Here is a 24653-nt window from a genome sequence, read left to right as displayed (position 1 = left end):
GTGCTCAGCCTCCGCAGCCGCCGACGGTGACCTTGACCTCGCGCCGCGCCTCCCAGGCGCTGCCGTCGGACAACAGGGCGATGGCCCGTACCTCCTGGCTGCGGGCCAGACGCAGCCGACCCGACACCTCGGCCTTGCCGGTGGGGGTGAAGTGGAAGCTGGCCACCTGGGGGGCGGGGTTGTCGGTGGCCAGGATGTGGACTTCCCGGACGTAATTGCCCGGCGCCATGGGATGATCCACCGAGACGGTGAAGGGCACCGTGGCGCCGTTGTCGGCGATCTCGGGCAGCTTGAGGCTGACCTTGCCCGCCTGGGGCCTGACGCCGCCCGTCAGGCGTGCCGCCGCCCCGTCGGCCTCGGCCCGGCTGGCCAGGGCGGCGCCAGGCCGCCCCAGGGCGAGAGCGCAGCCCGCCACGGGAAGTCCGATGACCAGGGCGCGGCGCGGCTGAGAAACCGGAGGCATGTGGCGTCTTCTTCCTATTCCTGATGGTGGATCGGGGTGCCCTGGGGCACCTTGATCCGAAGGCCCGGTGTCGGGATTTCGGCGATGAAGCGTCCCTGCTGCAGGGCCGAGCGCCGTTGCAGCAGGCGGGCGTGACTGAGCAGCAGCGCGGCGCAATTCAGCGCGAACAGGACGATGCTGGCCCGCATGGCCACATTGCCGAGGGGGGCCAGCAGGGGAATGGCGAACAGCAGCGGCAGCAGGGCGTAAAGGAAGGTGTCGCGCCAGCGCTTGGCGTAGACCACCGCCGAGGCCAGGGCCGCCACCGGCGACACCAGCACCAGGTCCACCTTGGCTTTGGCCACCACCTGGGCGGCCAACGCGGCGTAGTTGGGGGGCAGGCCTTCGAAACTGGCGATCAGCGACAGGCCGTCGCTGCTGGGCGTGAAGGTGGTGCGCAAGGCCTCCACCGGCCAGTGGGCGCGGGGAATGGCCGGGCGGATTTCCTTGTAGACGGCTCGGGCGAATTCCGAATCGGGGCGTAGCAGCTCGCTGACCATGAGGCGGGGAGCGGTCCTGAATGTTGCCGACGCCGTACTGTGCCATGATGATGGCCTCGGGGCCAAGCGGCATGGGAGGATGAGCGATGCGTCTATGGCTGATGGCGGTGGCGTTGGTGCTGGCGGGACAGGCAACCTGGGCGGCCGAGGCCGTGCGGGGCGAGCAGGCGCTGGAGATTGAAACCCGTCCGGGATCGACCACCGCCTTCTACCTGACCGAGCCGGCGCGACCGCCCGCCGCCATTGCCATCCTGCTGGCCGGCGGCGAGGGCAGCGTCGGCGTGAAGCCCGGCGAGAGCGTCGCCGAACCGGTGGCCTTCGGGCGCGGCAACTTCCTGGTGCGGACCCGCTGGCTTCTTGCCGGCCACGGCATTGTGGTGGCGACCATGGATGCGCCGTCGGACCAGGGGCATACCCTGACGGCGCAATTCCGCCTTTCGAGGGAGCATGCCGAGGACATCGCCGCCCTGGCCGTCTGGTTGAGGCAGCGCAACGGCGGCCTGCCGGTCTGGCTGGTGGGGACCAGCATGGGGACGCTGTCGGCGGCCAATGCGGCGGTGCGGCTGGGCACCAAGGTGGACGGCGTGATCCTGACCTCGTCCATCACCCGGGGACACCGCAAATACGCCTACCCGCCCAACGGCGTATTCGGCCTGGGATTGGAAGAGATCGCCGTGCCGGTCCTGGTCGTCGCCCATTCGGGCGATTCCTGCGAAGTCACGCCGCCCGGCGACGCCGCCGGGCTGGTGGAGAGTCTGGCGAAGTCGCCGCGGCGCCGGCTGCTGATGGTCGAAGGCGGCGCGCCCCCGCGCTCCGCCGCCTGTCAGGCCATGTCGCCCCACGGCTTCTTCGGCCGCGAGGACGAGGTGGTGGCCGCCATGGCCGGCTTCATGACGGGGTCGGAACCGCGCTGAACACCCGGGCGGGAGGAAAGGCCACCGTCACCGTGGTGCCCTGGCTGGGCTGGCTGCGGATGGTCACCGAGCCGCCATGCATCTCCATGATGGCCACCACCATGGGCAGTCCCAGGCCGGTGCCCTCGTGACGCCGGGCGATGCGGGCGTCCACCTGGACGAAGGGCTCCATGGCCTGGGCGATCTCGTCCTCGGTCATGCCGATGCCGCTGTCGGCCACGTGCAGTTCCAGTCCCCCGTCCGGGGGCACGCTCGCCGAGACCTGCACCCTTCCGCCATGGGGGGTGAATTTGACGGCATTGGCCAGGAGGTTGATCAGCACCTGCCGGATGCGCCGTTCGTCGGCCATGATTTGGGGCAGGTCGGGGGGGAGCTCGGCGCTCAGCTCCAATCCGGCGGCGCGGTCGCGCATCAGGCGGATGGCGGCGTCCACCAGCGGGGTGACGCTCATGGGGCGGTCGTCCAGTTCCATTTTGCCGGCCTCGATCTTGGACAGGTCCAGGATGTCGGTGATGATGCTGAGCAGATGGCGGCCCGAGGCGGAGATGTCTCCGGCATATTCCCGGTAGCGCGCGGGCATGGGGCCGAGGACCTGTGAATACATGGTCTCGGCGAAGCCGATAATGGCGTTCAAGGGGGTGCGCAGTTCATGGCTCATTCCGGCCAGGAACTCGCTCTTGGCGCGGCTGGCGCTTTCGGCCTGTTCCTTGGCGGCCAGCATCTGGGCCTCGGCCTGCTTGCGCCGCTCGATATCCTCGGCGACGCCGATCAGGTATTCCATGCGGCCTTCGCGCCACAGGGCCGACAGGGTCAGGTTGATCCAGGCGATGGAGCCGTCCTTGCGGATGTAGCGCTTCTCCATGGCGAAGCTCTGGCGCTCGCCCCGGATCATGCCGGCGATTTCGGCCCCGCCCAGCGCCCGGTCGTCGGGGTGGGTGATGTCCAGGGTCGCCCGCCCGATCAGCTCCTCGGGCTCGTAGCCCAGCATGGCGGCGAAGCGGCGGTTGACCCGGATGAAGCGGCGGTCGGGGCTGGCGTGGCTCATGCCGACGGCGGCCTGTTCGAAGGTGGCGCGGAAGCGGTCCTCGCTGTCCTTCAGCCAGATCTCGCGCTCGTTCAGGGCGCCGACCATGGTGTCGAAGGTGGCGCACATCTCGCCCACCTCGCCCAGGCCGCCGCCCGTGCGGGCATTCATGTCGCCGCTCCGCACCCGCCGCATGGCCTCGGCCAGCCGGCCGAGCGGGGCGAACAGCAGCCGGCGGCTGGAAAACCACAAAAGCAGCACCGCCCCCGTGCCCGCCACGGCGAAGGCGATGACCGCCATGCGCAGGAACTGGCGCTCGGCCCCGCCCAGCAATTCCACCGGAACGGTCACCGCCACCATGGTGTCCGGGGCCATGCTGCCCAGGGGGGCGATGCCGAACATGGACGTCTCGCCGGTGATGGCGGTGGCGACGAACGAGCCGCTTGTTCCCTTCGCCGCCGCGTCCTTCAATTCCGGAACGGGGGTGACCTGGGGCGCGGGCTGGGGCAGGGGCGGAACCCGGGCCAGGATCGTTCCGTCCGTCCGCAGCACCAGCAGGCGCGCGCCCTCGGGCAGGATGGGCGGGGCGACCGCCTTGGCCAGATGGTCCAGGGAACGGGCGGTGGCCACCGCGCCGCGCGGCGTGCCCAGCCAGTCCAGGATGGGATAGGCGATGGGCAGGGCGGTGCGGCCGTCGGGAAACAGCTGATAGGGGGCGGTGGCGATCGCCCCCGTCTCCAGGGCGCGTTCGATGTGAGGCCCCTTGGCGAGCCAGGAAATATCGGTGCCCTGCCCGATGCTGCACCCCACCCGCCCCGAGGCGTCGGTGCGCATGAAGCCCTCGTGCCCCTCGATGGCCAGCAGGAAGTGGCGGTAGTGATTGCCGCACTCGTCATCCTCGGGATCGGTGGCCAGGGCGGCCAGCGCCTCGCGCGAGCTTTCCAGTCCACGGTCATGGATGGCGGCGGCCATGCGCGCCAGGGTCTCGATCTGGGCGCCCGCCGCCTGCAGCGACAGGGATTCGGCCAGATGAACGATCACCGCCAGGGTGCCGAGAAAAATGCAGGGGACGAGGCCGAGCGTCACCACCTGGAACAGGTGGCCCTGTGCTCCGCCCAGCCAAGTCAGGGTCCGCTTGCCCCCGTCCGCCATCCGGTCCCGTTTCCCCCCAACTAGAGACGTTCATGCAAAGGCGAAGGCTAACATATGGCGCGGCCAAACCAATACCGGCAATCCGACATTAGGAGGGGCCGACATTACGGATGGGGGGCGCCCCGGTTGAGGTCGCGCATGGCCTGGTCCAGGCCTTCCAGCGTCAGGGGGTGCATGCGCCCGCCCATCAGCTGCTGGATCATCTGGGTGGAATGGGTCCACTGCCAGCGGGCCTGCGGCGCCGGATTGAGCCAGACGGCGCTGGGCCACTGGTCGAGCAGGCGGCGCATCCACACATGGCCGGGTTCCTCGTTCCATTCCTCCACCGCGCCGCCCGGCATGGTGATCTCGTAGGGGCTCATGGCGGCGTCGCCGACAAAGATCAGCTTGTAGTCGGAGGGGTAGGTGTGGATGACGTCCAGCGTGTGGGTGACGTCCTGGTGGCGGCGGCGGTTGTCCTTCCACAGCCCGCCATAGGGGCAGTTGTGGAAGTAATAGTATTCCAGGTGCTTGAACTCGGAGCGCACCGCCGAGAACAGCTCCTCGCAGGTGCGCACGTGCTCGTCCATGGAGCCGCCGATATCGAGCAGCAGCAGCAGCTTGACCTTGTTGTGGCGCTCGGGCCGCATCTTGAGGTCGAGCCAGCCGCCGGCCCGCGCCGTGGAGGTGATGGTGCCGGGCAGGTCCAGCTCGGTGGCCGCACCTTCGCGGGCGAAGCGGCGCAGCCGGCGCAGCGCCATGCGGAAGTTGCGGGTGCCCAGCTCGATGCCGTCATCGAGATTCTTGTAGACCCGCTCGTCCCACACCTTCACCGCCCGGCGGTGGCGGGATTCATGCTGGCCGATGCGCACGCCCTCGGGATTGTAGCCATAGGCGCCGAAGGGCGAGGTGCCGGCGGTGCCGATCCATTTGGAGCCGCCCTGGTGGCGCTCCTTCTGCTCCTCCAGACGCTTGCGCAGCGTCTCCATCAGCTTCTCGAAGCCGCCCGCCGACTGGATCTGCTCCATCTCTTCGGGCGTCAGGTGCTTTTCCGCCAACTTGCGCAGCCATTCCTCGGGGATGGCGGCCTTCAGCGCGGCGGCCAGTTCGTCGCCCGATCCGACGATGCCGTTGAAGACGCGCCCGAAAACCCGGTCGAACTTGTCCAGGTTGCGCTCGTCCTTCACCAGGGCGGTCCGGGTCAAATAGTAGAAGGTGTCGATGCTCATCTCGGCGACGCCCTTCTCCAGGGCTTCGAGCAGGGTGAGATATTCCTTCAAGGTGACCGGCACCTTGGCGTCGCGCAGTTCGAGGAACAGGGTGAGGAACATGGTGGGCTCAGCCGCCCTTGGCCCGGGTCCAGGCGGCGTAGCGCTGGTCCTCGATCAGGATGTGGCCCTTCAGCCACGACCACAGGAAATCCTTCAGTCTGGTGTCGGCAGGGTCGAAGGGCTGGGCGCGGAACTGCTTGAGCATGTCCGCCACCTGGTCGGCGAAATCGTCATGCTGGACCCGGTGGGCATCCAATCCGGGAAAGCCGATGGCCTCCAGATGGGTTTCCTCGCGGTCGAAATGGCCGTTGGTGTAGTCCAATACGGCGTTGAACAGTTCCAGGAAGTCGGGGGCCGACTGGTCCAGGTCGTTGATCATGCCGATCAGTTTCTGGTGGTCCTTGTCCAGGGCGGCGTTGCCCACGCTCATGGCCTCGGTCCACGCGATAATGGGCATCAGCGTCCCTCCCGACGGTTGAGGAAGGCCAGGCGCTCGAACAGGTGAACGTCCTGCTCGTTCTTCAAGAGCGCGCCGTGCAGCTTGGGGATCAGCGAGGCCTTGTCCTTGGCGCGCAGGTCTTCCGGCGACAGGTCCTCGGACAAGAGCAGCTTGATCCAGTCCAGCAGTTCCGAGGTGGACGGCTTCTTCTTCAGCCCCGCCACCTCGCGGATGTCGAAGAAGGCGGTCAGCGCCTCGTGCAGCAGGGCCGGCTTGATGCCGGGATAGTGCACGGCGACGATGCGCTCCATGGTCTCGCGGTCGGGGAAGCGGATGTAGTGGAAGAAACAGCGGCGCAAAAAGGCGTCGGGCAGTTCCTTCTCGTTGTTCGAGGTGATGATCACCATGGGACGCTGTTGCGCCTTGACCACCTGCTTGGTCTCGTAGACATGGAACTCCATGCGGTCGAGTTCCAGCAGCAGGTCGTTGGGGAACTCGATGTCGGCCTTGTCGATCTCGTCGATCAGCAGCACCGGCGGCGTGGGCGCCTCGAACGCCTCCCACAGCTTGCCCTTGACGATGTAGTTGGAGATGTCGTGGACGCGGGAATCTCCCAGCTGGGAATCGCGCAGGCGCGCCACCGCGTCGTATTCGTACAGGCCCTGCTGCGCCTTGGTGGTGGACTTGATGTGCCATTGCAGCAGCGGACGGCCCAGCGACCTGGCCACCTCGGCGGCCAGCACGGTCTTGCCGGTACCCGGCTCGCCCTTGATCAGCAGGGGGCGCTCGAGCTTGAGCGCGGCGTTGACGGCGACCAGCAGATCCTCGGTCGCCACATAGCTATCGGTACCCTTGAACGACATGGGCTCACTCTCCTTGCTCGATGAGAAAGGTAGGAGCCCCGGGCAAATCGGTCAAGGAATGCCGATTTGATTCGGGCAAAGAAAAAGCCCCGGCCTTGGGAGGAAGGCCGGGGCTCGTGGCCGTCGTCGCAAATGTCCGGAAGCAGCGGGATGGGGGGGAGAGCCCCGGACATCAAAAAGCGGCGGCGGTCTTATTCGATCCAGGCCGGGTGAGGTGGGAGGAACCTCACCCGGCCTTTACGGATCGAAGTTAGGCGGCAACCTTGGTCAGCGCGGCGAAGCGGGCCTGGATCGGCTCGACGGCGGCGGTCAGCGCGGTGGTCGATAGCTCGGCCAGCTTGCGGCCGTCGGCGATGGCGCTCTCCAGGGTCTCGCGGGCCAGCTTGCCCTGCAGGTCGGCCAGCTCGGCCGGGCTCTTCACGGAGAAGAGAGCCTTGACGGCGGCATCGGCCTTCTTGACGTTCTCGGCGATCAGGGCCTGCTGGGCCTTGGCGATCTCCTCGAAAGCCTTCACGGTGGCGGCGCCCGACTTGGCGAAAGCGTCGGCGTTTTCCTTGCCCAGGGCGACGAACTTCTCGAAACCGTCGATCTTGATGGTCATGTGCGTGATCCTTTTAAAGAGTGGGGCGCGTTGTGCGCTGCAACATGACGCCAATCTAACAGAACCATACCGCAGTGCAACATGATTTTTGCGTTGCAACATAACGGTCTTGCATGGAGGGGGTGCAAAAATGCAAATGCCCCCGGAATCCAGGGATTCCGGGGGCGTCGGATGGGGCCTGTCATCCTGAGGCGGAGCCGAAGGATCTTTCAGGCAAGGGCTTCAGGCTGAAAGATGCTTCGCAAGGCTCAGCATGACATGGCTCGGCGGGCTTACCGCGTGGCGGCCACGTCGCGCAGCACGTTCATCTCCATCTGGGCCTCGGTCAGGCGGAAATTGACCGCGTCGCCGATGGAGACGATGCCGATCAACTCGTCCTTTTCCACCACCGGCAGGTGGCGGATGCGGCGCTCGGTCATCACGCCCATGATGGTCTTGACGCTGTCGCCCGGTGCGCAGGTGACCACCGGGCTGGACATGACGTTGCGCACTGGCATTTCCAGGGCGGCCTTGCCGTACTGGGACAGGCCCTTGACGATGTCGCGCTCGGACAGCACGCCCTGCAGCTTGCCCTTGGCGTCGCAGACCACGGCGACGCCGACCTTCTTGGTGGTCAGCAGCGCGGCGGCGTCGGCCACCGAATGCTCGGGACGGATGGTGAAGACGACGCTGCCCTTGGTCTTCAGGATGGATTCAACGGACATACTGGTCCCCCTTCTTTCGTAAATATTGTTCTTGCGGAGGGGCGACCGGTCCCAGACCCCCTACCTTCGAATGATATCAGTCTGGAACCGAAGCCGAAGAAATTCAAGCCGCCATCAGTGGGTAGCCCCAAGGCTGACGCCGCAGGCCGCCAATTGGTCCGACAGGGTCTGGCGCAACCGCTTCAGCCCCTCGGCGCTGGCCGCCTCGCAGCGGGCCACCAGCACCGCCTGGGTGTTGGAGGCACGCAGCAGCCACCAGCCGTCCTGGGTATCCACCCGCACCCCGTCGATGGCGGAGAAGGCGGCGCCTTCGGCCTCCAGCCGCGCCTTGACCTCGGCCACCACGGCGAATTTGCGCTCTTCCGGGCAGTCGAAGCGCAGTTCCGGGGTATTGACCATGTGGGGCAGGCGATCGCGGCGCTGGCCGATGGTCTGGCGATCCCAGCGGGCCACGATGCCCAACAGGCGGATGGCGGCGTAAAGGGCGTCGTCGAAGCCGTAATAGCGGTCGGCGAAGAAGATGTGGCCGCTCATCTCGCCGGCCAGGGGGGCTCCGGTCTCGGCCATCTGGGTCTTGATCAGCGAGTGGCCGGTGCGGCCCATGACGGCGTTGCCGCCCATGCGCCGCACCTCGTCGAAGAACACCTTGGACGCCTTGACGTCGGCGATGATGGTGGCGCCCGGCAGGGATTTCAGCAGGTCCTCGGCCAGGATCACCAGGATCTGGTCGCCATAGAGGATGCGCCCCTCGGCGTCCACCACGCCGATGCGGTCGCCGTCGCCGTCGAAGGCGATGCCCAGATGGGCGGATTCGGTCAGCACCTTGTCTTGCAGCGCCACCAGATTGTGGGGCTCGGTGGGGTCGGGGTGGTGGTTGGGGAAGTGGCCGTCGATCTCGCCGAACAGCACGGTGTGGGTGCCGGGCAGCCGCTTGACCAAGGCGTGCAGCACCTCACCGGTGGCGCCGTTGCCGCAATCCCACACCACCCGCAGATCGTGCTTGCCGTCGTAATCGCCGGCCAGACGGGTGACGTATTCCTCGAACACCGAATCCTCGACCGCCCTGCCCTCGCCGGAAGCGAAGTCCCCCCGGGCGGCGATCTCGCCCAGGGACTGGATGTCGGGGCCGAAGAACGGCTTGCCGGCCAGCACCATCTTGAAGCCGTTATGGGTGGGCGGGTTGTGGCTGCCCGTCACCATGATGCCGCCGTCGGCCTCCCTCACCTTGGCGGCGAAATACAGCATGGGGGTGGGCCCGCGCCCGATGCGCCGCACGGTGCAGCCCGAAGCCATCAGGCCACGGGTCAGCGCCTCGGCCATCTCGGGACTGGACAGCCGTCCGTCCCAGCCCAGCGCCACCACATGGCCGCCGTTCCTGCGCACCCGCGTGCCAAAGGCCCGGCCGATGGCCTCGGCATCCGCCGCGAACAATGTCTCGCCCACGATGCCGCGGATGTCGTATTCGCGCAGGATGGTGGGGTGGAAGGTGTGGGAGGTCATGGCTTACGTAATCACCGTCGGTTCGGTCCGCCCGGTCCGGGCCTCGATCTGGGCCAGGTCGCGGGCGATCGTGATGAGGTCGGAAAGCGCTACCTGGGGGTCGAGATGGTGCTTGGACGCATCGGGTTCATAGCGCTCGATGTAGACGCGGAGCGTGGCGCCCTCGGTGCCGGTGCCCGACAGGCGGAAGACCACGCGGCTTCCGTCCTCGAACACCACCCGGATGCCCTGCTTCTTGGACACCGAGCCGTCGACCGGATCGGTGTAGGCGAAGTCGTCGTTGAAGGCGACGGTATAGGCGCCCAGCGTCCGGCCCTTCAGGGAAAGCCCGCGCAGATGCTCCATCAGTCCCTCGGCGGCGGCTGAATCGATGCCTTCGTAATCGTGGCGGGAATAGACGTTACGCCCCAGTTCCTTCCAATGGGCGGTGACGATGTCGGCGACGCTTTGCTTGCGCACGGCCAGCACGTTCAGCCAGGCCAGCACCGCCCACAGCCCGTCCTTTTCCCGCACGTGGTCGGAGCCGGTGCCGAAGCTTTCCTCGCCGCAGAAGGTGGCCTTGCCGGCGTCCAGCAGGGTGCCGAAGAATTTCCAGCCGGTGGGGGTTTCCCAGGCGGGAATGCCAAGCTTGGCGGCCACCCGGTCGGGGGCGGCGCTGGTGGGCATGGAGCGGGCGATACCCTTGAGGCCGGCCTTGTAGCCGGGGCACAGCGTGGCATTGGCGGCCAGCACGGCCAGGGAATCCGAGGGCGTCACGTAGAAGTCGCGGCCCAGGATCATGTTGCGGTCGCCGTCGCCGTCCGACGCCGCGCCGAAATCGGGGGCGCCGGGCCCCGTGAGCGCCTCGACCAGATCATGGGCGTGGACCAGATTGGGATCGGGGTGGCCATGGCCGAAATCCTCGAGCGGAATGCCGTTCATCACGGTGCCCTTGGGTGCACCCAGGCGGTTCTCCAGGATTTCGGTGGCGTAGGGGCCGGTCACCGCGTGCATGGCGTCGAACTTCATGCGGAATCCGGAGGCGAAGGCGGCCCGGATGGCGGCGAAGTCGAACAGGCTTTCCATCAGCTCGGCATAGTCGGCCACGGGGTCGAAGACCTGGACCTTCATGTCTCCCAGCCGCTGCTCGCCGATGGTGTCGAGATCCAGATCCGCCGCCTCGAGGATCTTGTAACTGTCGATCCCTTGAGAGCGGGCGTAGATGGCCTCGGTGATGGCCTCGGGCGCCGGGCCGCCGGCCGGGATGTTGTACTTGATGCCGAAATCCTCGTCCGGGCCGCCGGGATTGTGGCTGGCCGACAGGATGATGCCGCCGAAGGTTTTGTACTTCCTGATGACGCAGGACGCCGCCGGGGTGGACAGGATGCCGCCCCGGCCCACCATCACGCGGGCGAAGCCGTTGGCGGCGGCCATCTTCAGGATGGTCTGGATGGCGGTGCGGTTGTGGTAGCGGCCATCACCGCCCAGAACCAGGGTCTGGCCCTTCACGTCGCCGATGGAATCGAACACCGCCTGGACGAAATTCTCCAGGTAGTGTGCTTGCGCGAAGACCTTGACCTTCTTGCGCAGGCCCGAGGTCCCAGGCTTCTGGCCGGAAAAGGGGGTGGTGGCGATCGTCTTCACTGCGGCCATGGCGCCGGTCTCCCTGCCTGCGGAACTGCTCCGGCGTTGATGGCCGATGCCGGGGCGGGTGTCAATCCTGCCAAGGACGAAATGCTGAAACCCAAGGGGTCACGAGGGTATTAAGCGGAGGCGGGGTAGGTATACGGTTACCCGGGTGCCCTCGCCGGGGGCCGAATTCAGATCGATCCGCCCGCCATGCAGAAGAACCAGCGAGCGGCTGAGAGGCAGGCCGATACCCGTTCCCCCGGCACGACGAGACATGGGGTTGGCGATCTGGGTGAACATTTCGAAGGCTTTATTCATTTCCTCGGAGTTCATGCCGATCCCGGTGTCTCTGACCTGTAGGACCAGTTCACCGGTTTCGTTCAGGGCACACTGGAGCGTGATATGTCCTCCACGCGGGGTGAATTTGACGGCGTTGGAGAGCAGATTGACCAGAACCTGCTTGAGACGAAGGGCGTCGGCGCGGAGGTTGGGCAGGCCGGGCTGCAACCGGCTCTCCAGCGTGATGCCGGCTTCCTCCGCCAGCCCCGAAACCAATGCGTTGCATTCGTCCACGAGGTCATGGATCGTCACAATATCATCGTGGAGTTCCAGTTTGCCGGCATCGATCTTGGAGATGTCGAGGACATCGTTGATCAGGTGCAGCAGATGCTTGCCGCTTGAGTGGATGGAGATCACGTAATCGCGCTGCTTTTCGTTGAGGCTGCCGAAAAATTCGTGAAGCAGGGCATCGGCAAAGCCGATCACCGCGTTCAGAGGGGTGCGCAATTCATGGCTCATATTGGACAGGAATTCCGAGCGTGCGCGACTGGCTGATTCAGCGGCTTCCATTGCTTGACGCAAGCTGTTCTCGGTTTCGCGATGGTTCGCGATCTCGCGGGCCAGTTCATTGTTGATGTGCTGCAGGTGGCTTGGGCTAGGCAAGGTCAGGGCTTGTGGAACCAAGGTCCACATCTTCCATGCAGCGGGTATGGCCAGCAGTGCCACCGCCGCGTTAAAGATAGCCTGCGCTCCATAGAGCGGGATCCATAGGGTCAGCACTTCGATGAGGTGTGAAACTCCGCAGAGGGCAAAAACTATGGCGAACAGTGTCATGACGCCGGGATAGGGAAAGTCCGGGCGTTTGCGGGCGAAATAGGCCAGGGAACACGCCACCGAGACGTAGCAGGCGCCGATTACAATTTCGGAGATGACGGTCAGCGCGATCAGTTCCGTCCGCCATGACAGGCATAGGCCGTGCGGCAGGAAATCGGAGGACCACAGGAAGCTGAAGAGCGCCATGGCGAATATCCCACAGACCAAGCGAGCGAGAGATAAGCATACCCCATCCTATGGGCATAAGCAAAAAGGCCGCCCCAGGGGGCGGCCTTCTCGACGCTATGATGATCAAACGTCCTACGGCCGTCCGATGCTGGTATAGGCGAAGCCCATTTCGGCCATCTCGTCGGGCGCGTAGACGTTGCGCAGGTCGACGATGGCGGGCTGGGCCAGCAGGGACTTGATCTTTTTCAGGTCAAGCGCCCGGAACTCGTTCCACTCGGTGATGATCACCGCGCAGGCCGCGCCCGGCATGGTGGCGTAGGCGTCCTTGCAGTATTCGACACCGGCGGGGAGAAGCTTCTTGGCCTCCTCCATGCCTTCGGGATCGAAGGCCTTGACGGTGGCGCCCGCCTCGATCAGGGCCTTGACGATGTCCAGCGACGGCGAATCGCGCATGTCGTCGGTGTTGGGCTTGAAGGTCAGGCCCAGCACCGCGATGGTCTTGCCCTTTACCGAGCCGCCGCAGGCTTTGGTGACGCGTTCGGCCATCTGCTTCTTGCGCTCGTCGTTGACGGCGACCACCGTCTCGACGATGCGCAGGGGGGCGTTGAAGTCCCGCGCCGTCTTGACCAGGGCCAGGGTGTCCTTGGGGAAGCACGAGCCGCCGTAGCCGGGGCCGGGATGCAGGAACTTCTTGCCGATGCGGCCGTCCAGGCCGATGCCCTTGGCCACGTCGTGGACGTCGGCGCCCACCTTCTCGCACAGATCGGCGATCTCGTTGATGAAGGTGATCTTGGTGGCCAGGAAGGTGTTGCCGGCGTACTTGATCAGCTCGGAGGTGCGGCGAGACGTGAAGACGATGGGCGTCTCGATCAGGTAGAGCACGCGGTAGAGCTGCTTCATCACCTTGCGGGCGGCGTCGGATTCGGTGCCGATCACCACGCGGTCAGGGCGCATGAAGTCGTTGATGGCCGAGCCTTCGCGCAGGAATTCCGGGTTGGACACCACGTCGAACTGCGCGTCGGGCCGGCGCTTCCGGATGATGGCCTCGACCTCGTCGCCGGTGCCCACCGGCACGGTGGACTTGGTGACCACCACGGTGTAGCCGGTCATGGCGTCGGCGATTTCCTCGGCCGCCGCATAGACGTAGCTGAGGTCGGCATGGCCGTCGCCGCGCCGCGACGGCGTGCCCACGGCGATGAACACCGCGTCGGCGTCCTTGACCGCGTCCTTGAGGTCGGTGGTGAAGGACAGGCGGCCGGCCTCCACGTTGGCGGCCACCATGTCGTCCAGGCCCGGCTCGTAGATGGGCATGATGTTCTGGTGCAGCTTCTCGATCTTGGCGGCGTCCTTGTCGACGCAGACCACGTCGATGCCGAATTCCGAGAAGCAGGTTCCCGACACCAGGCCGACATAGCCGGTGCCGATCATGGCAATGCGCATGATGCTCTAGCCCTTATGGAAACGGGTGATGAGGTCGCGGGCAGCCTCGGCGGTATCGTCGCGGGCGAGCGCGAAGGCCAGGTTGGCCTCCAACCAGCCCACCTTGTCGCCGCAATCGTAGCGGGTTCCCTCGAAGCGCAGGCCGTGGAAGGGAACCATGCCGATGGTCTGGCTGATGGCGTCGGTCAGCTGGATCTCGCCGCCGGCACCCTTCTCCTTCTTGTCCAGCACGTCGAACACCGCCGGGTGCAGGATGTAGCGGCCGATGATCGACAGGGTGGACGGCGCCACTTCCGGGTCGGGCTTCTCCACCAGGCCCTTGGCGCGGGCCAGGCGGCCGTTGTCGTGCTCCACGTCCAGGATGCCGTAGCGCTTGGTGTGCTCGCGCGGCACGTCGGAGACGGCGACCACGTGGCCGCCCACCTCGGTGTGAACGGCGGCCATCTGCTTCAGGCAGGCGGTCTTGGACAGGATCAGGTCGTCGGGCAGCAGCACGGCGAAGGGCTCGTCGGCCACCAGATCGCGGGCGCACCACACGGCGTGGCCGAGGCCCAGGGGCTCGCTTTGGCGGGTATAGGAGATCTGGCCCGACTTGGGCATCCACGAGGTCACCGCCTCGACCAGATCGAACTTGCCGCGATCCTTGAGGATGCGCTCCAGCTCGGGGTTGTGGTCGAAATGGTCCTCCAGCGCGTTCTTGCCGCGTCCGGTGACGAAGATGAAGTGCTCGCAGCCGGCCGCCGCCGCCTCTTCCACCGCGTACTGGATCAGCGGCTTGTCCACCACCGGCAGCATTTCCTTGGGCATCGCCTTGGTGGCGGGCAAAAAGCGGGTGCCCATGCCACCCACCGGGAACACGGCCTTGCGGACTCGACGAGTCATCGATCACTCCTGAAGCTTTGTCTCGACCGCCCGGCGCTTCGCCACGCCTCGTTACGGTCGCGGCATGTTTTGCCATGCCCGCGCGGCGGAAGCAACGGTTTGCCCTTGGAATTTATCCCAGCAGGACGTCGCGGGCCTGGTTGAGGCGCGCCGCGATCCAGGTGGAGCCGCCGGCGTCGGGATGGTTGGCGCGCATCAGGCGGCGATGGGCTTCGCGGATTTCGTCGGGCGTGGCGCCGGGGGCGAGGCCCAGAACGTCGTAGGCCTGGGCTTGGGTCATGGCGGTATCGGCGGGGGGCGGGGAAGCCCCGGAAGCCCCGGCGGCGGGGCCGTGGCCGGTCATCCGGCGCAATCCCTGCCACAGCTGGTGCAGCCGCATGGCTCGCCCGATCCACGGCGACAGGCCGGCGAGAATGGCGAACAGCCCGGCCAGCTTGCCGGTGACCACCAGGGCGACGCCGCCGATCACCAGGGCGGCGAGGACGGCGCCGATCAGCGCCTTTTTCGCCCTGTCGGGCGGCGCCTTGGACCACCAGCGCAGCGCCCACCACAGGGCGAGCAGCCCGCCGGCCGCCAGGAGCAGGCGCAGCGCCATGGTTTGATGCTATTCGAAGTCGAAGCTGGCGTCGCCGTCGGTCAGCTCGAACAGGCGCCGTACGCTTCCCGCCGCGCCCCGCAGGGTCAGGTGGCGGCCCTTGCCGACGATCTCGTCCTTGGCCAGATGCAGCATGCCCAGGCCGACGGAATCGACGCGCGCCACCTTGGCCAGGTCGAAGATGACGCGCGACGCCGAGATGGAATTGATATCGGAGATCAATCCGTTCATCAGGCTGGTGGCGGTATAGTCCATGGTCCCGTCGAGACGGACGGTCAGGATGTCGTCCTGGTGGGAGATGGAGACGTTCATGTGAAAACCTGGCTTCCTCAATGTGAGAGCGAATGAGTATGCTACGAGTCCGTCCGTCGCTCCAGGGGTTGTTTTAGGCAAATTGTGTCGCGTCTCTAGGTAGTTACCCCGAGATCGGCCCTTGGCGCGCCCGCCACTTCGCGGTAAAACGAACAAGTGATCGTAAAGTGTGGAGGAAACATGTCCGTTCTGTTGTGGAAGCCGTCCAGGGAGCGTTCCGGATCTTCGACGCTTGACCGGTTCATGCGGGACGCCGACGCCCGTTTCCACACCGGCGCGAACGATTACCAGGCCCTGTGGCGCTGGTCGGTGGATCGGCCCGACCAGTTCTGGTCCCTGATGTGGGAGAGCGCGGGCATCATCGGCGACGGGCCGGGCGCCGTTGTGGTGGACGACGAGCGCCGCATGCCCGGCGCCAAATGGTTCCCCCAGGCGCGGCTGAACTTCGCCGAGAACCTGATGCGCCGCTCCGACCATGGTGATGCCCTGGTGTTCTGGGGCGAGGACAAGGTCAAGCGCCGGCTGTCCTTTGCCGAGCTGCACGCCCAGGTGTCCTTGATCCAGCAGGCGCTGAAATCTGCCGGCGTGGGGGTGGGCGACCGGGTGGCGGGCTACATGCCCAACATGCCCGAGGCGGTGGCCTTCATGCTGGCGGCGTCGTCCCTGGGCGCCATCTGGTCGTCGGCCTCGCCCGATTTCGGCGTCCAGGGGGTGCTGGACCGCTTCGGCCAGATCGCGCCCAAGGTGCTGGTGGCGGCGGAAGGCTATTTCTACTCGGGCAAGAGCCACGACTGCCTGGAGAAGCTGGCCGCCATCGTGCCGGGCATTCCCTCGCTGGAGCGCGTGGTGGTGGTGCCCTACACCCGCGAGGCGGCGGACATCTCGGGCGTGGCCAAGGCGGTGCATCTGGGCGATTTCCTGGCCCCCTTCGCCGCCCGGCCGGTGGAATTCCTCCGGCTGCCCTTCGACCACCCCCTCTACATCATGTATTCCTCGGGCACCACGGGCGCGCCCAAATGCATCGTCCACGCGGCGGGCGGCGCGCTGATCCAGCAGCTGAAGGAGCACCGGCTGCACTGCGACGTGAAGCGCGGCGACCGGGTGTTCTATTTCACCACCTGCGGCTGGATGATGTGGAACTGGCTGGTGGCCGGGCTGGGGGCCGAGGCCACCCTGCTGCTCTATGACGGCAATCCCAGCCATCTGGGCGGCAACATCCTGTTCGATTTCGCCGATGCCGAGGGCATGACCCTGTTCGGCACCTCGGCCAAGTGGATCGACGCCATCGCCAAGATGGGACTGGAGCCGGCCAGGACCCATTCCCTGAAGACCGTGCGCACCATCTGCTCCACCGGATCGGTGCTGGCCCCCGAGGGCTTCGACTACATCTACGCCAAGGTGAAGTCCGACGTTCAGCTGGCCTCCATCTCGGGCGGCACCGACATCATTTCGTGCTTCATGCTGGGCAATCCGCTGGCCCCGGTCTATCGGGGCGAAATTCAGGGGCCGGGCCTGGGCATGAAGGTGGAGGTGTTCGACGAGAATGGCCGCCCGCTGGCCGGCGAGAAGGGCGAGCTGGTGTGCACCAAGGCCTTCCCCTCCATGCCGGTGGGCTTCTGGAACGACGATGACGGCGCCAAATACCGCGCCGCCTATTTCGAGAAATTCCCCGGCGTGTGGACCCATGGCGACTGGGTGGAGGTCAACCCCGGGACGGGGGGCATCATCGTCTTCGGCCGTTCGGACGCCACCCTCAATCCCGGCGGGGTGCGCATCGGCACCGCCGAGATCTACCGCCAGGTGGAGCAGATCGACGACGTGCTGGAAAGCCTGGTGATCGGCCAGGACTGGCAGGGCGACGTCCGCGTGGTGCTGTTCGTGCGGCTGCGCGACGGGCTGACGCTGTCCCCGGAGCTGGAGGCGCGCATCAGGAGCCGCATCAAGGACAACACCACGCCGCGCCATGTTCCGGCCAAGATCGTCCAGGTGGCCGATATTCCGCGCACCAAGTCGGGCAAGATCGTCGAGCTGGCGGTGCGCGACGTGGTGCATGGGCGCGCCGTCAAGAACAAGGAAGCCCTGGCCAATCCGGAAGCCCTGGACCTGTTTACCGGGCGTCCTGAATTGGATGCGTGACGGCGGCTGACTTTGGCGATAGCCTTTTCCTCCTAGTCTTTTTGTGGGGAGGGGTTGCCATGGATCGTCGTTCATTCCTCAAGGGGGCCACCGGTGCCGCCTGCCTGTGCGGAGCCTGTGGCGGGTCCATCGCCCAGGCTGTGGCCGCCGAGGGCGCCCATTGGGCCTATGAGGGACATGGCGGGCCCAAGGAGTGGGGCATGCTGTCGCCGGAATACGCCGCCTGCTCCATGGGGCGCGAGCAATCGCCGGTGGATCTCACCAAGCCCATCGCCGCCATCATCGGCGACCCCATGACCGCCTGGCGGCCGGTTCCCTTGCGCGTCCAGAACAACGGCCACACCATTCAGGTGGATTGCACCGGCGGCGGCACCCTGATGCTGGACGGCAAGTCCTACGACCTGCTGCAGTTCCATTTCCACCATCCCAGCGAGCACACGGTGGACGGGGCCTTCTTCGACATGGAATGCCACTTCGTCCACAAGGCGGCCGATGGCGGCCTGGCGGTGCTGGGGGTGATGATCGCCAAGGGCGGCGCCAACCCGGCGCTGGAGGCCATCTGGCAGGTCATGCCGTCCAAGGGCGGCGAAAGCGCCACGGCGTCGTCCATGCTCGACCCCTCCATGCTGATCCCTAAGGACCCGGTGACCTTCCGCTATGCCGGCTCGCTGACCACGCCGCCCTGTTCGGAGGTGGTGCAGTGGGTGGTCTACCGCCAGGCGGTCACCGCCTCGGCCGAGCAACTGGCCGCCTTCGCCAAGCTGTTTCCCAACAACGCCCGTCCGGTCCAGCCGCTCAACCGCCGCAAGCTGCTGCTCGATGTGATGTGAGGTGGTGATGACCCGTCGTCTCTCGCGCGCCGTCCCATTCCTGGGCGGCCTGGTCCTGCTGGCAGGCTGTGCCGCCTCGCCCCAGCCCATGGATGGAAATGCCTGGCACCACGGCACCTGGATCGTTACCGACGCCTTCGCCTCCGGTTCGGTTGCCGATTCCGGCTCGGCCCCGCGCGGGCAATCGGTGCCCATGGAGGCCAACCGGGCCGGCGACGCCGCCGGCCGCGTCTGTCCGTCGCCCCGCTATGGCCAGGACCGGGCGCCGCTGGCGTCGGTGATCGGCGCCGCCGCGCCCGCCCCCACGCCCGATTGGCCGGGCCTGGGGGAAAAGGTCGCCATTCTGCAGGTGGAGTGCGCCGGCAAGGCCTTCGCCACCTATGCGGTGATGGGGGACGGCGCCCTGCTGACCCGCTATGGACCCTGGGTGCTGCGCCTCGAGCATGGGGAGAAGCTGGCTGCCAATCCCGCCCCCATGATGGCCGAGCCGCCGGCTCCGCCCATGGCCGTGGCGGCCTTGCCGCCCGCCGCCCCGCCGCCCGCCGCCGCGCCGGCCGAAGCCCCCGCCGCCGGGCCGCGCAAGCTGGTCTATCTCGCCTCCTACAAGACCGAGGACTGGGCACGCAAGGGCTGGAGCATCCTGACCGGGCATTCGGCCGGGCTGAAAGCATCCGAGCCGGTGATGAAGACGGTGGATATCAAGGACAAGGGACGTTTCGTCCGCCTGTTCGCCGCCGCCAAGGATGACGCCGCCGCCAAGGCCATCTGCAGGGAACTGGGCAAGGCCGTCGCCGAATGCGGCGTGGCCGGGCGGGAGTAGGGGGTTAGAAGCGGTAGCCCAGGCCGGCGCCGACCGACAGGCCGGTTCCGGCGGATTCCGTGCCGCTGACCCGGTTGGCGCCGGCCATGCCACCGACGCTGAATGACGGGCTGACCTGATGGGTCAGGCTGAGCGACATGTTCACGTCGCTGACGCCGCCATTGGGCGTGCCGCGATAGGGATCGGCCAGGGACAGGGTGGGGTGCTGGGAATTGGGGCTGATGCGGCCCCAATCGGAACGGTTGACGCCCAGGCTGAGCTCGGCCTTGCTGTCGTTGCCCCACGAGGCCGAGACGTTGGCGCCGCTGGTGACACCATCGCTGCGCAGCGAGGAACTCAGCTGGGAAGACCCGTTGCCATAGGCCACATAGCCACCCACCGCCAGGGGGGCGCCGGGAATGCCGAAGGGCAGGGGCGATCCGTTCAGGCCCGTCGACGGAGCCGATACGGCGCCGGCCGACAGATTTCCGGCCGAGACCAGGGGCAAACGGGTTTCGCCCGGGCTGAAGGCGGGGGTACCCGCGCGGGCCGCGCCGCCGCCGGGAACCAGCCGGGGGCCGGGCGACAGCTCCGCCGAATCCGCCGCGCCCGCCGCCCACAGGGGCAGCACCAGAACGGCGGCGAGGATGGCGCGGGCGGAGGTCATGGTCGAAATCTGAAAAGCTGGATCGCTTTGGAAAGATATAGGCGCGCATCGGGGGCTGGGGAAGGCCCTAAGGCGATCTTCGGCACTGATTTTCCACGAGTGTTGCAGTTTTGCACTGCAGCATCGGAATTTGCTCAGGCTCGAAGGGCCGCGCCGCTTATGCGGCGGGAGGCAAGGGCGCACAGCGCCCGCCCGCCGATTGAGGGCGATCCCGGTGATCGGTTGCGATCACTGGGATCTGGTCTTACGGCCCGATGGCCGTCTCGGCGATCAGCTGGCGGATGTCCCAAGAGCCGGTGCCCGGCGCCATCAGGCCGGTCAGCCAGGGAAGGATGCGCTCCAGATTGTCCTGCAACTGCCAGGGCGGATTGATGACCAGGAGGCCGCTGCCGTTGAGCTTGAACGGGTCGGTGGCCGGGCGCAGCAGCATCTCGACCGCCATGGCCTCCGGCCCGCCCTGGTCGATGATGGCCTGCAGGAAGGCGTCCACCGGCTCGCGGCCCTTGATGGGGTACCAGACCATGTAGATGCCGGTGGGCCACAGCTTGCGGGCGCGGCGCAGTGCCGCCAGCAGGCGCTCGAACTCGTTCTTCACCTCGAAGGGCGGGTCCATCAGCACCAGCCCCCGCCGCTCGGCCGGCGGCAGCAGGCCCTTGGCGGCGGTGTAGCCGTCCAGATGGTGGACGCCCACCCGGCGGTCGCCGTGGAAGCGGGCTCGCAGCGTCTCGAAATCCTCGGGATGCAGTTCCACCAGGGCCATGCGGTCCTGGGGGCGCATCAGGCCGCGCGCCAGCTCGGGCGAGCCGGGATAGCGGCGCAGGGCGCCGCCGGCGTTCCACGACCGCACCACCGCCAGATAGGGCTCCAGCTCGGCGGGCGGGTCCGGGGCGTCCAGCACCCGCGCGATGCCGTTCAGGTACTCTCCGGTCTTGTCGGCCTGGGGGGCCTCGAGATCGTAGGCGCCGATACCGGCATGGGTGTCGAGCGCGAAAAACGGCGTGTCCTTGCGTTTCAACGCCGCGATGGCCAGGGCCAGGGTGGCGTGCTTCATCACGTCGGCGAAGTTTCCGGCATGATAGGCGTGGCGATAATTCATTCCCCGATCCCGCGGCTCAGTCGTTCAAGGCGGCGGGAGCATAGGCCGCCGCCGCCCGCCAGCATAAGGAAATGTAATGGCGGCAGACACTAATAATTTTAATAATTAAAAATTATAGAATGAATCATTTTCAGGTAAGGCGTGCTTATCCCAAAGGAATAAGTGGTATGACCTTCGAATAGCAGGGAAAGGCGCCAGGATAAGTCAAGGCCTCGTACAATGGGTCCATCTAGCGACTGACTTCGTAGGGTAATGACTCCGTCCATCTCCAATACAGACACAATTTGATACATCCTTCTTCATCATTTCCAAATGGATATGGTGTAGTCTCCACTCTGGAAGAGCCTCTTGGAAAGGGGCTGAATTGGATTGGGCGGGTAGCTACCCGGTTTCTGCTTGTGCGGGGAAACGTCATGTCGCGTCCTGGTGTGTACTTGTCCGGGGTGGAGCGCACGTTCGGTGCTGACGAGATCATCGTCAGCAAGACCGACACCAAGGGGCGGATCATCTACGCCAACGAGGTCTTTTTGCGGATGGCCGGCTTTTCCGAGGGCGAGATCCTCAACCAGCCGCACAGCATCATCCGCCATCCCGACATGCCGCGCTGCGTCTTCAAACTGCTGTGGGACACCATCGAGGCGGGCAAGGAAATCTTCGCCTACGTCAAGAACCGCTCGAAGAACGGCGACCATTACTGGGTGCTGGCCCATGTGACGCCCACCTTCGACAAGTCGGGCAAGATCGTCAGCTACCATTCCAACCGCCGGTCGCCCCGGCGCGAGGCCGTGGCCAAGGCCGAGGCGCTGTACCAGGAACTGCTCGCCATCGAGAACGGCCACGCCGACCGCAAGGTGGGCATGGAGGCGGCCTTCCAGGCCGTGGTTGCCAAACTGCAAGGCGCGGGAGTGCCCTACGATGAATTCGTCTTCTCTCTCTAGGGCTCTGGCCGCCGCCATCCTGGCGGCGCTGCTGTGCGGCATCGGCGCGGTGATCGCCTCCAGCCGCGGCGCGCTGCAAGATGCCGGTGCCATGGCACTGGCGGCGATGGGCGCTCTGGCCGTGCTGTATTACGTCAACACGGCGCGCAACAGCGTCAACCGGGCTTGCGAGATCCTGGCCGAGGCCGGAGCCGGCCGCCTGGACGTGCGCGTGGTCGGCATCACCGAGGGCGGCGTGCTGGGGCAGCTGGACAAGTCCATCAACCGCCTGCTCGACCTTACCGAAGTGTTCACCAAGGAGGCCGACGCCGCCATGGCGCTCACCTCCGAGGGCCGCTATTTCCGCCATATCCTCACCGACGGCCTGGTGGGCGAGTTCGCCGACCACGCCCGCCTGATCAACAAGGCGCTGTCCGAGATGGAAAAGCGCGCCCAGGCCTTCAGCGCCGAGGCCACCGGCGTGGGCAACACCATCAAGCATGTCACCGGAGTGGTGGCCGCCACCGCCACCGAGCTGGAAGCCACCGCCCAGCAGATGTCCGACATCGCGTCCCAGACCAGCGAGCAATCCACCCGGGTGGCCGGCGCCGCCGAGGACGCCTACACCCATGTGGAGGCGGTGGCCGCCGCCGCCGAGCAGGTGTCGTCGGGCATCCGCGACGTGGCCGAGCGCATCCAGAATTCGGCGCGCATGGCGCAGGAGACGGTGAGGGTCGCCACCGAGACCGACGAGGCCATCAACGGCCTGAATTCGGCGGCGCAGAAGATCGGCGAGGTGGTCAACCTGATCACCGAGATCGCCAGCCAGACCAACCTGCTGGCCTTGAACGCCACCATCGAGGCTGCCCGCGCCGGCGAGGCGGGCAAGGGCTTCGCCGTCGTCGCCAACGAGGTCAAGCATCTGGCCAACCAGACGGCGCGCGCCACCGACGAAATCTCCAGCCAGATCGACGGCATGCGCCATGCCACCGGTCAGGCGGTGGACGCGGTGCGCAACATCGCCGGCAAGATCCGCGAGATCAACGACAACGCCACCGGCATCGCCGCCACCACCGAGCAGCAGAGCGCGGCGGTGGCCGAGATGAGCCGCTCCATCCGCACCGTGGCCGCCGACGTGCAGACGGTGGCCGACACCATCGGCGAGGTGGCGTCCACCGCCGGAACCGCCACCGACGCCGCCGGCCAGGTGCTGGTCGCCGCCGGCGATCTGGCCAGCCGCACGGTCAGCATGAACGACGACATCGATGCCTTCGTCTCGCGGGTGTGCTCGGGGATCAAGGGGGCGTAGGGGGCGGGCATTTCCTTTCCCCTTGCGTGCCGGACGGGCTTCCGTTAAAGCTACGCCTCCGATGGAGGAAACCATGTTCGTCTGCTTGTCCAAGGCAAACGCATTCCGCGTCCGGGGCTTCGCCTCGGCGGCGGCCTTCGTCACTACCAAAACCGGCACCACCAAGACCGCTTGAGCGGGCCGGTTCGTCACGATTGCACGAAAAAGGCCCGCGGAAAGCTTCCCGCGGGCCTTTTCGCATCACGATCAGGCGCCTGGGAACCAAGGGCTTAGGAAAACGGAGAGGACAAGATGGGTTACAAGGTTGCTGTGATCGGCGCTACCGGCAATGTGGGCCGGGCGATGCTTCAAATCCTGGCGGACCGCAAGTTCCCGGCCGACGAGGTGGTGGCCCTGGCCTCCGAGCGCTCGGTCGGGCGCGAGGTTTCGTTCGGCGACGACAAGATCCTGAAGTGCAAGGACCTGGCCACCTTCGACTTCAAGGGCATCGATATCGCCCTGTCGTCGCCGGGCGCCAAGGTCTCGGCCATCCATTCCCCGCGCGCCGCCGCGGCCGGAGCCGTGGTGATCGACAACACGTCGCATTTCCGCATGGACCCCGACGTGCCGCTGGTGGTGCCCGAGGTCAATCCGGAAGCCATCGCCCAGTACAAGAAGCGCGGCATCATCGCCAACCCCAATTGCTCGACCATCCAGATGGTGGTGGCGCTGAAGCCGCTGCACAAGCTGGGCAAGATCAAGCGCGTGGTGGTCTCCACCTACCAGTCGGTGTCGGGCGCCGGCAAGGAAGGCATGGACGAGCTTTACGACCAGACCAAGGGCGTGCTGGTCCATGACGCGGTCAAGCCGCAGAAGTTCGCCAAGCAGATCGCCTTCAACCTCATTCCCCAGATCGACGTCTTCATGGAAGACGGCTCGACCAAGGAAGAGTGGAAGATGGTGGTGGAGACCCACAAGATCCTCGACCCCGATATCGCCGTGAACGCCACCTGCGTGCGCGTGCCGGTGTTCGTCAGCCACTCGGAATCCATCAACGTGGAATTCGAGCGTCCGGTCAGCGTCGAGGAGGCCACCAAGGCCCTGTCGGCGGCCGAAGGCGTCGTGGTGCTCGATACCCGCGAGCCCGGCGGCTACATCACCCCGCTCGAGACCTCGGGCGAGGACCCGGTCTATGTCAGCCGCATCCGCAAGGACCCCACCGTCAAGAACGGCCTGTCCTTCTGGTGCGTCGCCGACAACCTCAGGAAGGGCGCGGCCCTGAACGCCGTGCAGATCGCCGAGGTGCTGATCCGCGACCACCTGAAGAAGTAATTCTCCCAGGAATATGCGACG

Annotated in this window: 24 protein-coding genes; 7 read left to right on the top strand and 17 right to left on the bottom strand. The window is 66.4% G+C overall.

Annotated elements, in window-relative coordinates:
- Positions 1-4: 4 nt before the first annotated feature.
- Together soxY and WV31_RS03835 are read right to left on the bottom strand one after the other, a co-directional pair.
- Positions 5-463, bottom strand: coding sequence for a thiosulfate oxidation carrier protein SoxY (soxY, locus tag WV31_RS03840; protein WP_085372349.1), 459 nt, complete (start codon positions 461-463; stop codon positions 5-7).
- A 14-nt stretch (positions 464-477) separates the two neighbouring features.
- Positions 478-1002, bottom strand: coding sequence for a hypothetical protein (locus WV31_RS03835; RefSeq protein WP_085372348.1), 525 nt, complete (start codon positions 1000-1002; stop codon positions 478-480).
- Between the two features lie 86 nt (positions 1003-1088).
- Between WV31_RS03835 and WV31_RS03830 the strand changes: the two genes are divergently transcribed.
- Positions 1089-1916 (top strand): alpha/beta hydrolase, encoded by an 828-nt coding sequence (locus WV31_RS03830; protein ID WP_085372347.1) that lies wholly within the window; start codon positions 1089-1091, stop codon positions 1914-1916.
- On the opposite strand, the gene WV31_RS03825 is transcribed toward WV31_RS03830, so the two are convergent.
- The 13 genes from WV31_RS03825 to WV31_RS03765 form a co-directional block, all read right to left on the bottom strand.
- The gene (locus tag WV31_RS03825) at positions 1891-4092 is read right to left on the bottom strand and encodes a HAMP domain-containing sensor histidine kinase (protein ID WP_085372346.1); all 2202 of its coding nucleotides are present in this window, start codon (positions 4090-4092) and stop codon (positions 1891-1893) included. The two genes, WV31_RS03830 and WV31_RS03825, sit on opposite strands and share 26 nt — an antisense overlap.
- A gap of 104 nt (positions 4093-4196) precedes the next feature.
- Entirely contained in the window at positions 4197-5402 is a 1206-nt protein-coding gene (locus WV31_RS03820) for a vWA domain-containing protein (RefSeq protein WP_085372345.1), read from the bottom strand.
- 7 nt (positions 5403-5409) lie between these two features.
- Positions 5410-5799, bottom strand: coding sequence for a bacteriohemerythrin (locus WV31_RS03815; RefSeq protein ID WP_085372344.1), 390 nt, complete (start codon positions 5797-5799; stop codon positions 5410-5412).
- Positions 5799-6644 (bottom strand): AAA family ATPase, encoded by an 846-nt coding sequence (locus tag WV31_RS03810; RefSeq protein ID WP_085372343.1) that lies wholly within the window; start codon positions 6642-6644, stop codon positions 5799-5801. Before WV31_RS03810 ends, WV31_RS03815 begins: the two co-directional genes overlap by 1 nt.
- A gap of 250 nt (positions 6645-6894) precedes the next feature.
- Positions 6895-7245: a phasin family protein gene (locus WV31_RS03805; RefSeq protein ID WP_085372342.1), complete on the bottom strand. Its 351-nt coding sequence runs from the start codon at positions 7243-7245 to the stop codon at positions 6895-6897.
- A gap of 272 nt (positions 7246-7517) precedes the next feature.
- Entirely contained in the window at positions 7518-7949 is a 432-nt protein-coding gene (locus tag WV31_RS03800) for a CBS domain-containing protein (protein ID WP_085372341.1), read from the bottom strand.
- 114 nt (positions 7950-8063) lie between these two features.
- A complete protein-coding gene (gene pgmG / locus WV31_RS03795; protein WP_085372340.1) occupies positions 8064-9449 on the bottom strand; it encodes a phosphoglucomutase/phosphomannomutase PgmG in 1386 nt (461 codons plus the stop codon).
- A 3-nt stretch (positions 9450-9452) separates the two neighbouring features.
- Positions 9453-11081 carry an alpha-D-glucose phosphate-specific phosphoglucomutase gene (locus WV31_RS03790; RefSeq protein ID WP_085372339.1) on the bottom strand — a complete coding sequence of 543 codons (1629 nt, stop codon included), beginning with the start codon at positions 11079-11081 and terminating at the stop codon, positions 9453-9455.
- A gap of 99 nt (positions 11082-11180) precedes the next feature.
- Positions 11181-12356 carry a sensor histidine kinase gene (locus WV31_RS03785; RefSeq protein ID WP_145980727.1) on the bottom strand — a complete coding sequence of 392 codons (1176 nt, stop codon included), beginning with the start codon at positions 12354-12356 and terminating at the stop codon, positions 11181-11183.
- A 114-nt stretch (positions 12357-12470) separates the two neighbouring features.
- Positions 12471-13778 carry a UDP-glucose dehydrogenase family protein gene (locus WV31_RS03780; RefSeq protein ID WP_085372337.1) on the bottom strand — a complete coding sequence of 436 codons (1308 nt, stop codon included), beginning with the start codon at positions 13776-13778 and terminating at the stop codon, positions 12471-12473.
- 6 nt (positions 13779-13784) lie between these two features.
- A complete protein-coding gene (galU, locus tag WV31_RS03775) occupies positions 13785-14660 on the bottom strand; it encodes a UTP--glucose-1-phosphate uridylyltransferase GalU (protein WP_085372336.1) in 876 nt (291 codons plus the stop codon).
- Between the two features lie 112 nt (positions 14661-14772).
- Complete coding sequence (locus WV31_RS03770) at positions 14773-15255, bottom strand: DnaJ domain-containing protein (protein WP_085372335.1); 483 nt, start codon at positions 15253-15255, stop codon at positions 14773-14775.
- 9 nt (positions 15256-15264) lie between these two features.
- The gene (locus tag WV31_RS03765; protein ID WP_085372334.1) at positions 15265-15567 is read right to left on the bottom strand and encodes an STAS domain-containing protein; all 303 of its coding nucleotides are present in this window, start codon (positions 15565-15567) and stop codon (positions 15265-15267) included.
- A gap of 180 nt (positions 15568-15747) precedes the next feature.
- Between WV31_RS03765 and WV31_RS03760 the strand changes: the two genes are divergently transcribed.
- From WV31_RS03760 to WV31_RS03750, 3 genes are read left to right on the top strand one after another with little or no spacing between them, the layout of a single operon-like run.
- A complete protein-coding gene (locus tag WV31_RS03760; RefSeq protein WP_085372333.1) occupies positions 15748-17703 on the top strand; it encodes an acetoacetate--CoA ligase in 1956 nt (651 codons plus the stop codon).
- A gap of 59 nt (positions 17704-17762) precedes the next feature.
- Complete coding sequence (locus WV31_RS03755; RefSeq protein ID WP_085372332.1) at positions 17763-18533, top strand: carbonic anhydrase; 771 nt, start codon at positions 17763-17765, stop codon at positions 18531-18533.
- A 7-nt stretch (positions 18534-18540) separates the two neighbouring features.
- Positions 18541-19353, top strand: a complete 813-nt coding sequence (locus tag WV31_RS03750) for a hypothetical protein (protein WP_085375445.1) — start codon at positions 18541-18543, stop codon at positions 19351-19353.
- 4 nt (positions 19354-19357) lie between these two features.
- On the opposite strand, the gene WV31_RS03745 is transcribed toward WV31_RS03750, so the two are convergent.
- Together WV31_RS03745 and WV31_RS03740 are read right to left on the bottom strand one after the other, a co-directional pair.
- The gene (locus WV31_RS03745; protein ID WP_085372331.1) at positions 19358-19999 is read right to left on the bottom strand and encodes a hypothetical protein; all 642 of its coding nucleotides are present in this window, start codon (positions 19997-19999) and stop codon (positions 19358-19360) included.
- Positions 20000-20243: 244 nt separating this feature from the next.
- Complete coding sequence (locus tag WV31_RS03740; protein ID WP_085372330.1) at positions 20244-21095, bottom strand: 23S rRNA (adenine(2030)-N(6))-methyltransferase RlmJ; 852 nt, start codon at positions 21093-21095, stop codon at positions 20244-20246.
- Positions 21096-21508: 413 nt separating this feature from the next.
- Between WV31_RS03740 and WV31_RS03735 the strand changes: the two genes are divergently transcribed.
- The 3 genes from WV31_RS03735 to WV31_RS03725 all read left to right on the top strand — a co-directional run bounded on the left by WV31_RS03735 (position 21509) and on the right by WV31_RS03725 (position 24632).
- Complete coding sequence (locus WV31_RS03735) at positions 21509-22033, top strand: PAS domain-containing protein (protein WP_085372329.1); 525 nt, start codon at positions 21509-21511, stop codon at positions 22031-22033.
- Positions 22011-23321 carry a methyl-accepting chemotaxis protein gene (locus WV31_RS03730; RefSeq protein WP_085372328.1) on the top strand — a complete coding sequence of 437 codons (1311 nt, stop codon included), beginning with the start codon at positions 22011-22013 and terminating at the stop codon, positions 23319-23321. The genes WV31_RS03735 and WV31_RS03730 overlap by 23 nt, the downstream gene beginning before the upstream one ends.
- Positions 23322-23612: 291 nt before the next feature.
- On the top strand, positions 23613-24632 hold the full coding sequence (locus WV31_RS03725; RefSeq protein ID WP_085372327.1) for an aspartate-semialdehyde dehydrogenase: 1020 nt from the start codon (positions 23613-23615) through the stop codon (positions 24630-24632).
- The last annotated feature ends 21 nt before the right edge of the window (positions 24633-24653 follow it).

Source organism: Magnetospirillum sp. ME-1, assembly GCF_002105535.1.
GTDB lineage: Bacteria > Pseudomonadota > Alphaproteobacteria > Rhodospirillales > Magnetospirillaceae > Phaeospirillum.
This window is presented reverse-complemented; position numbering and strand designations above follow the sequence as displayed.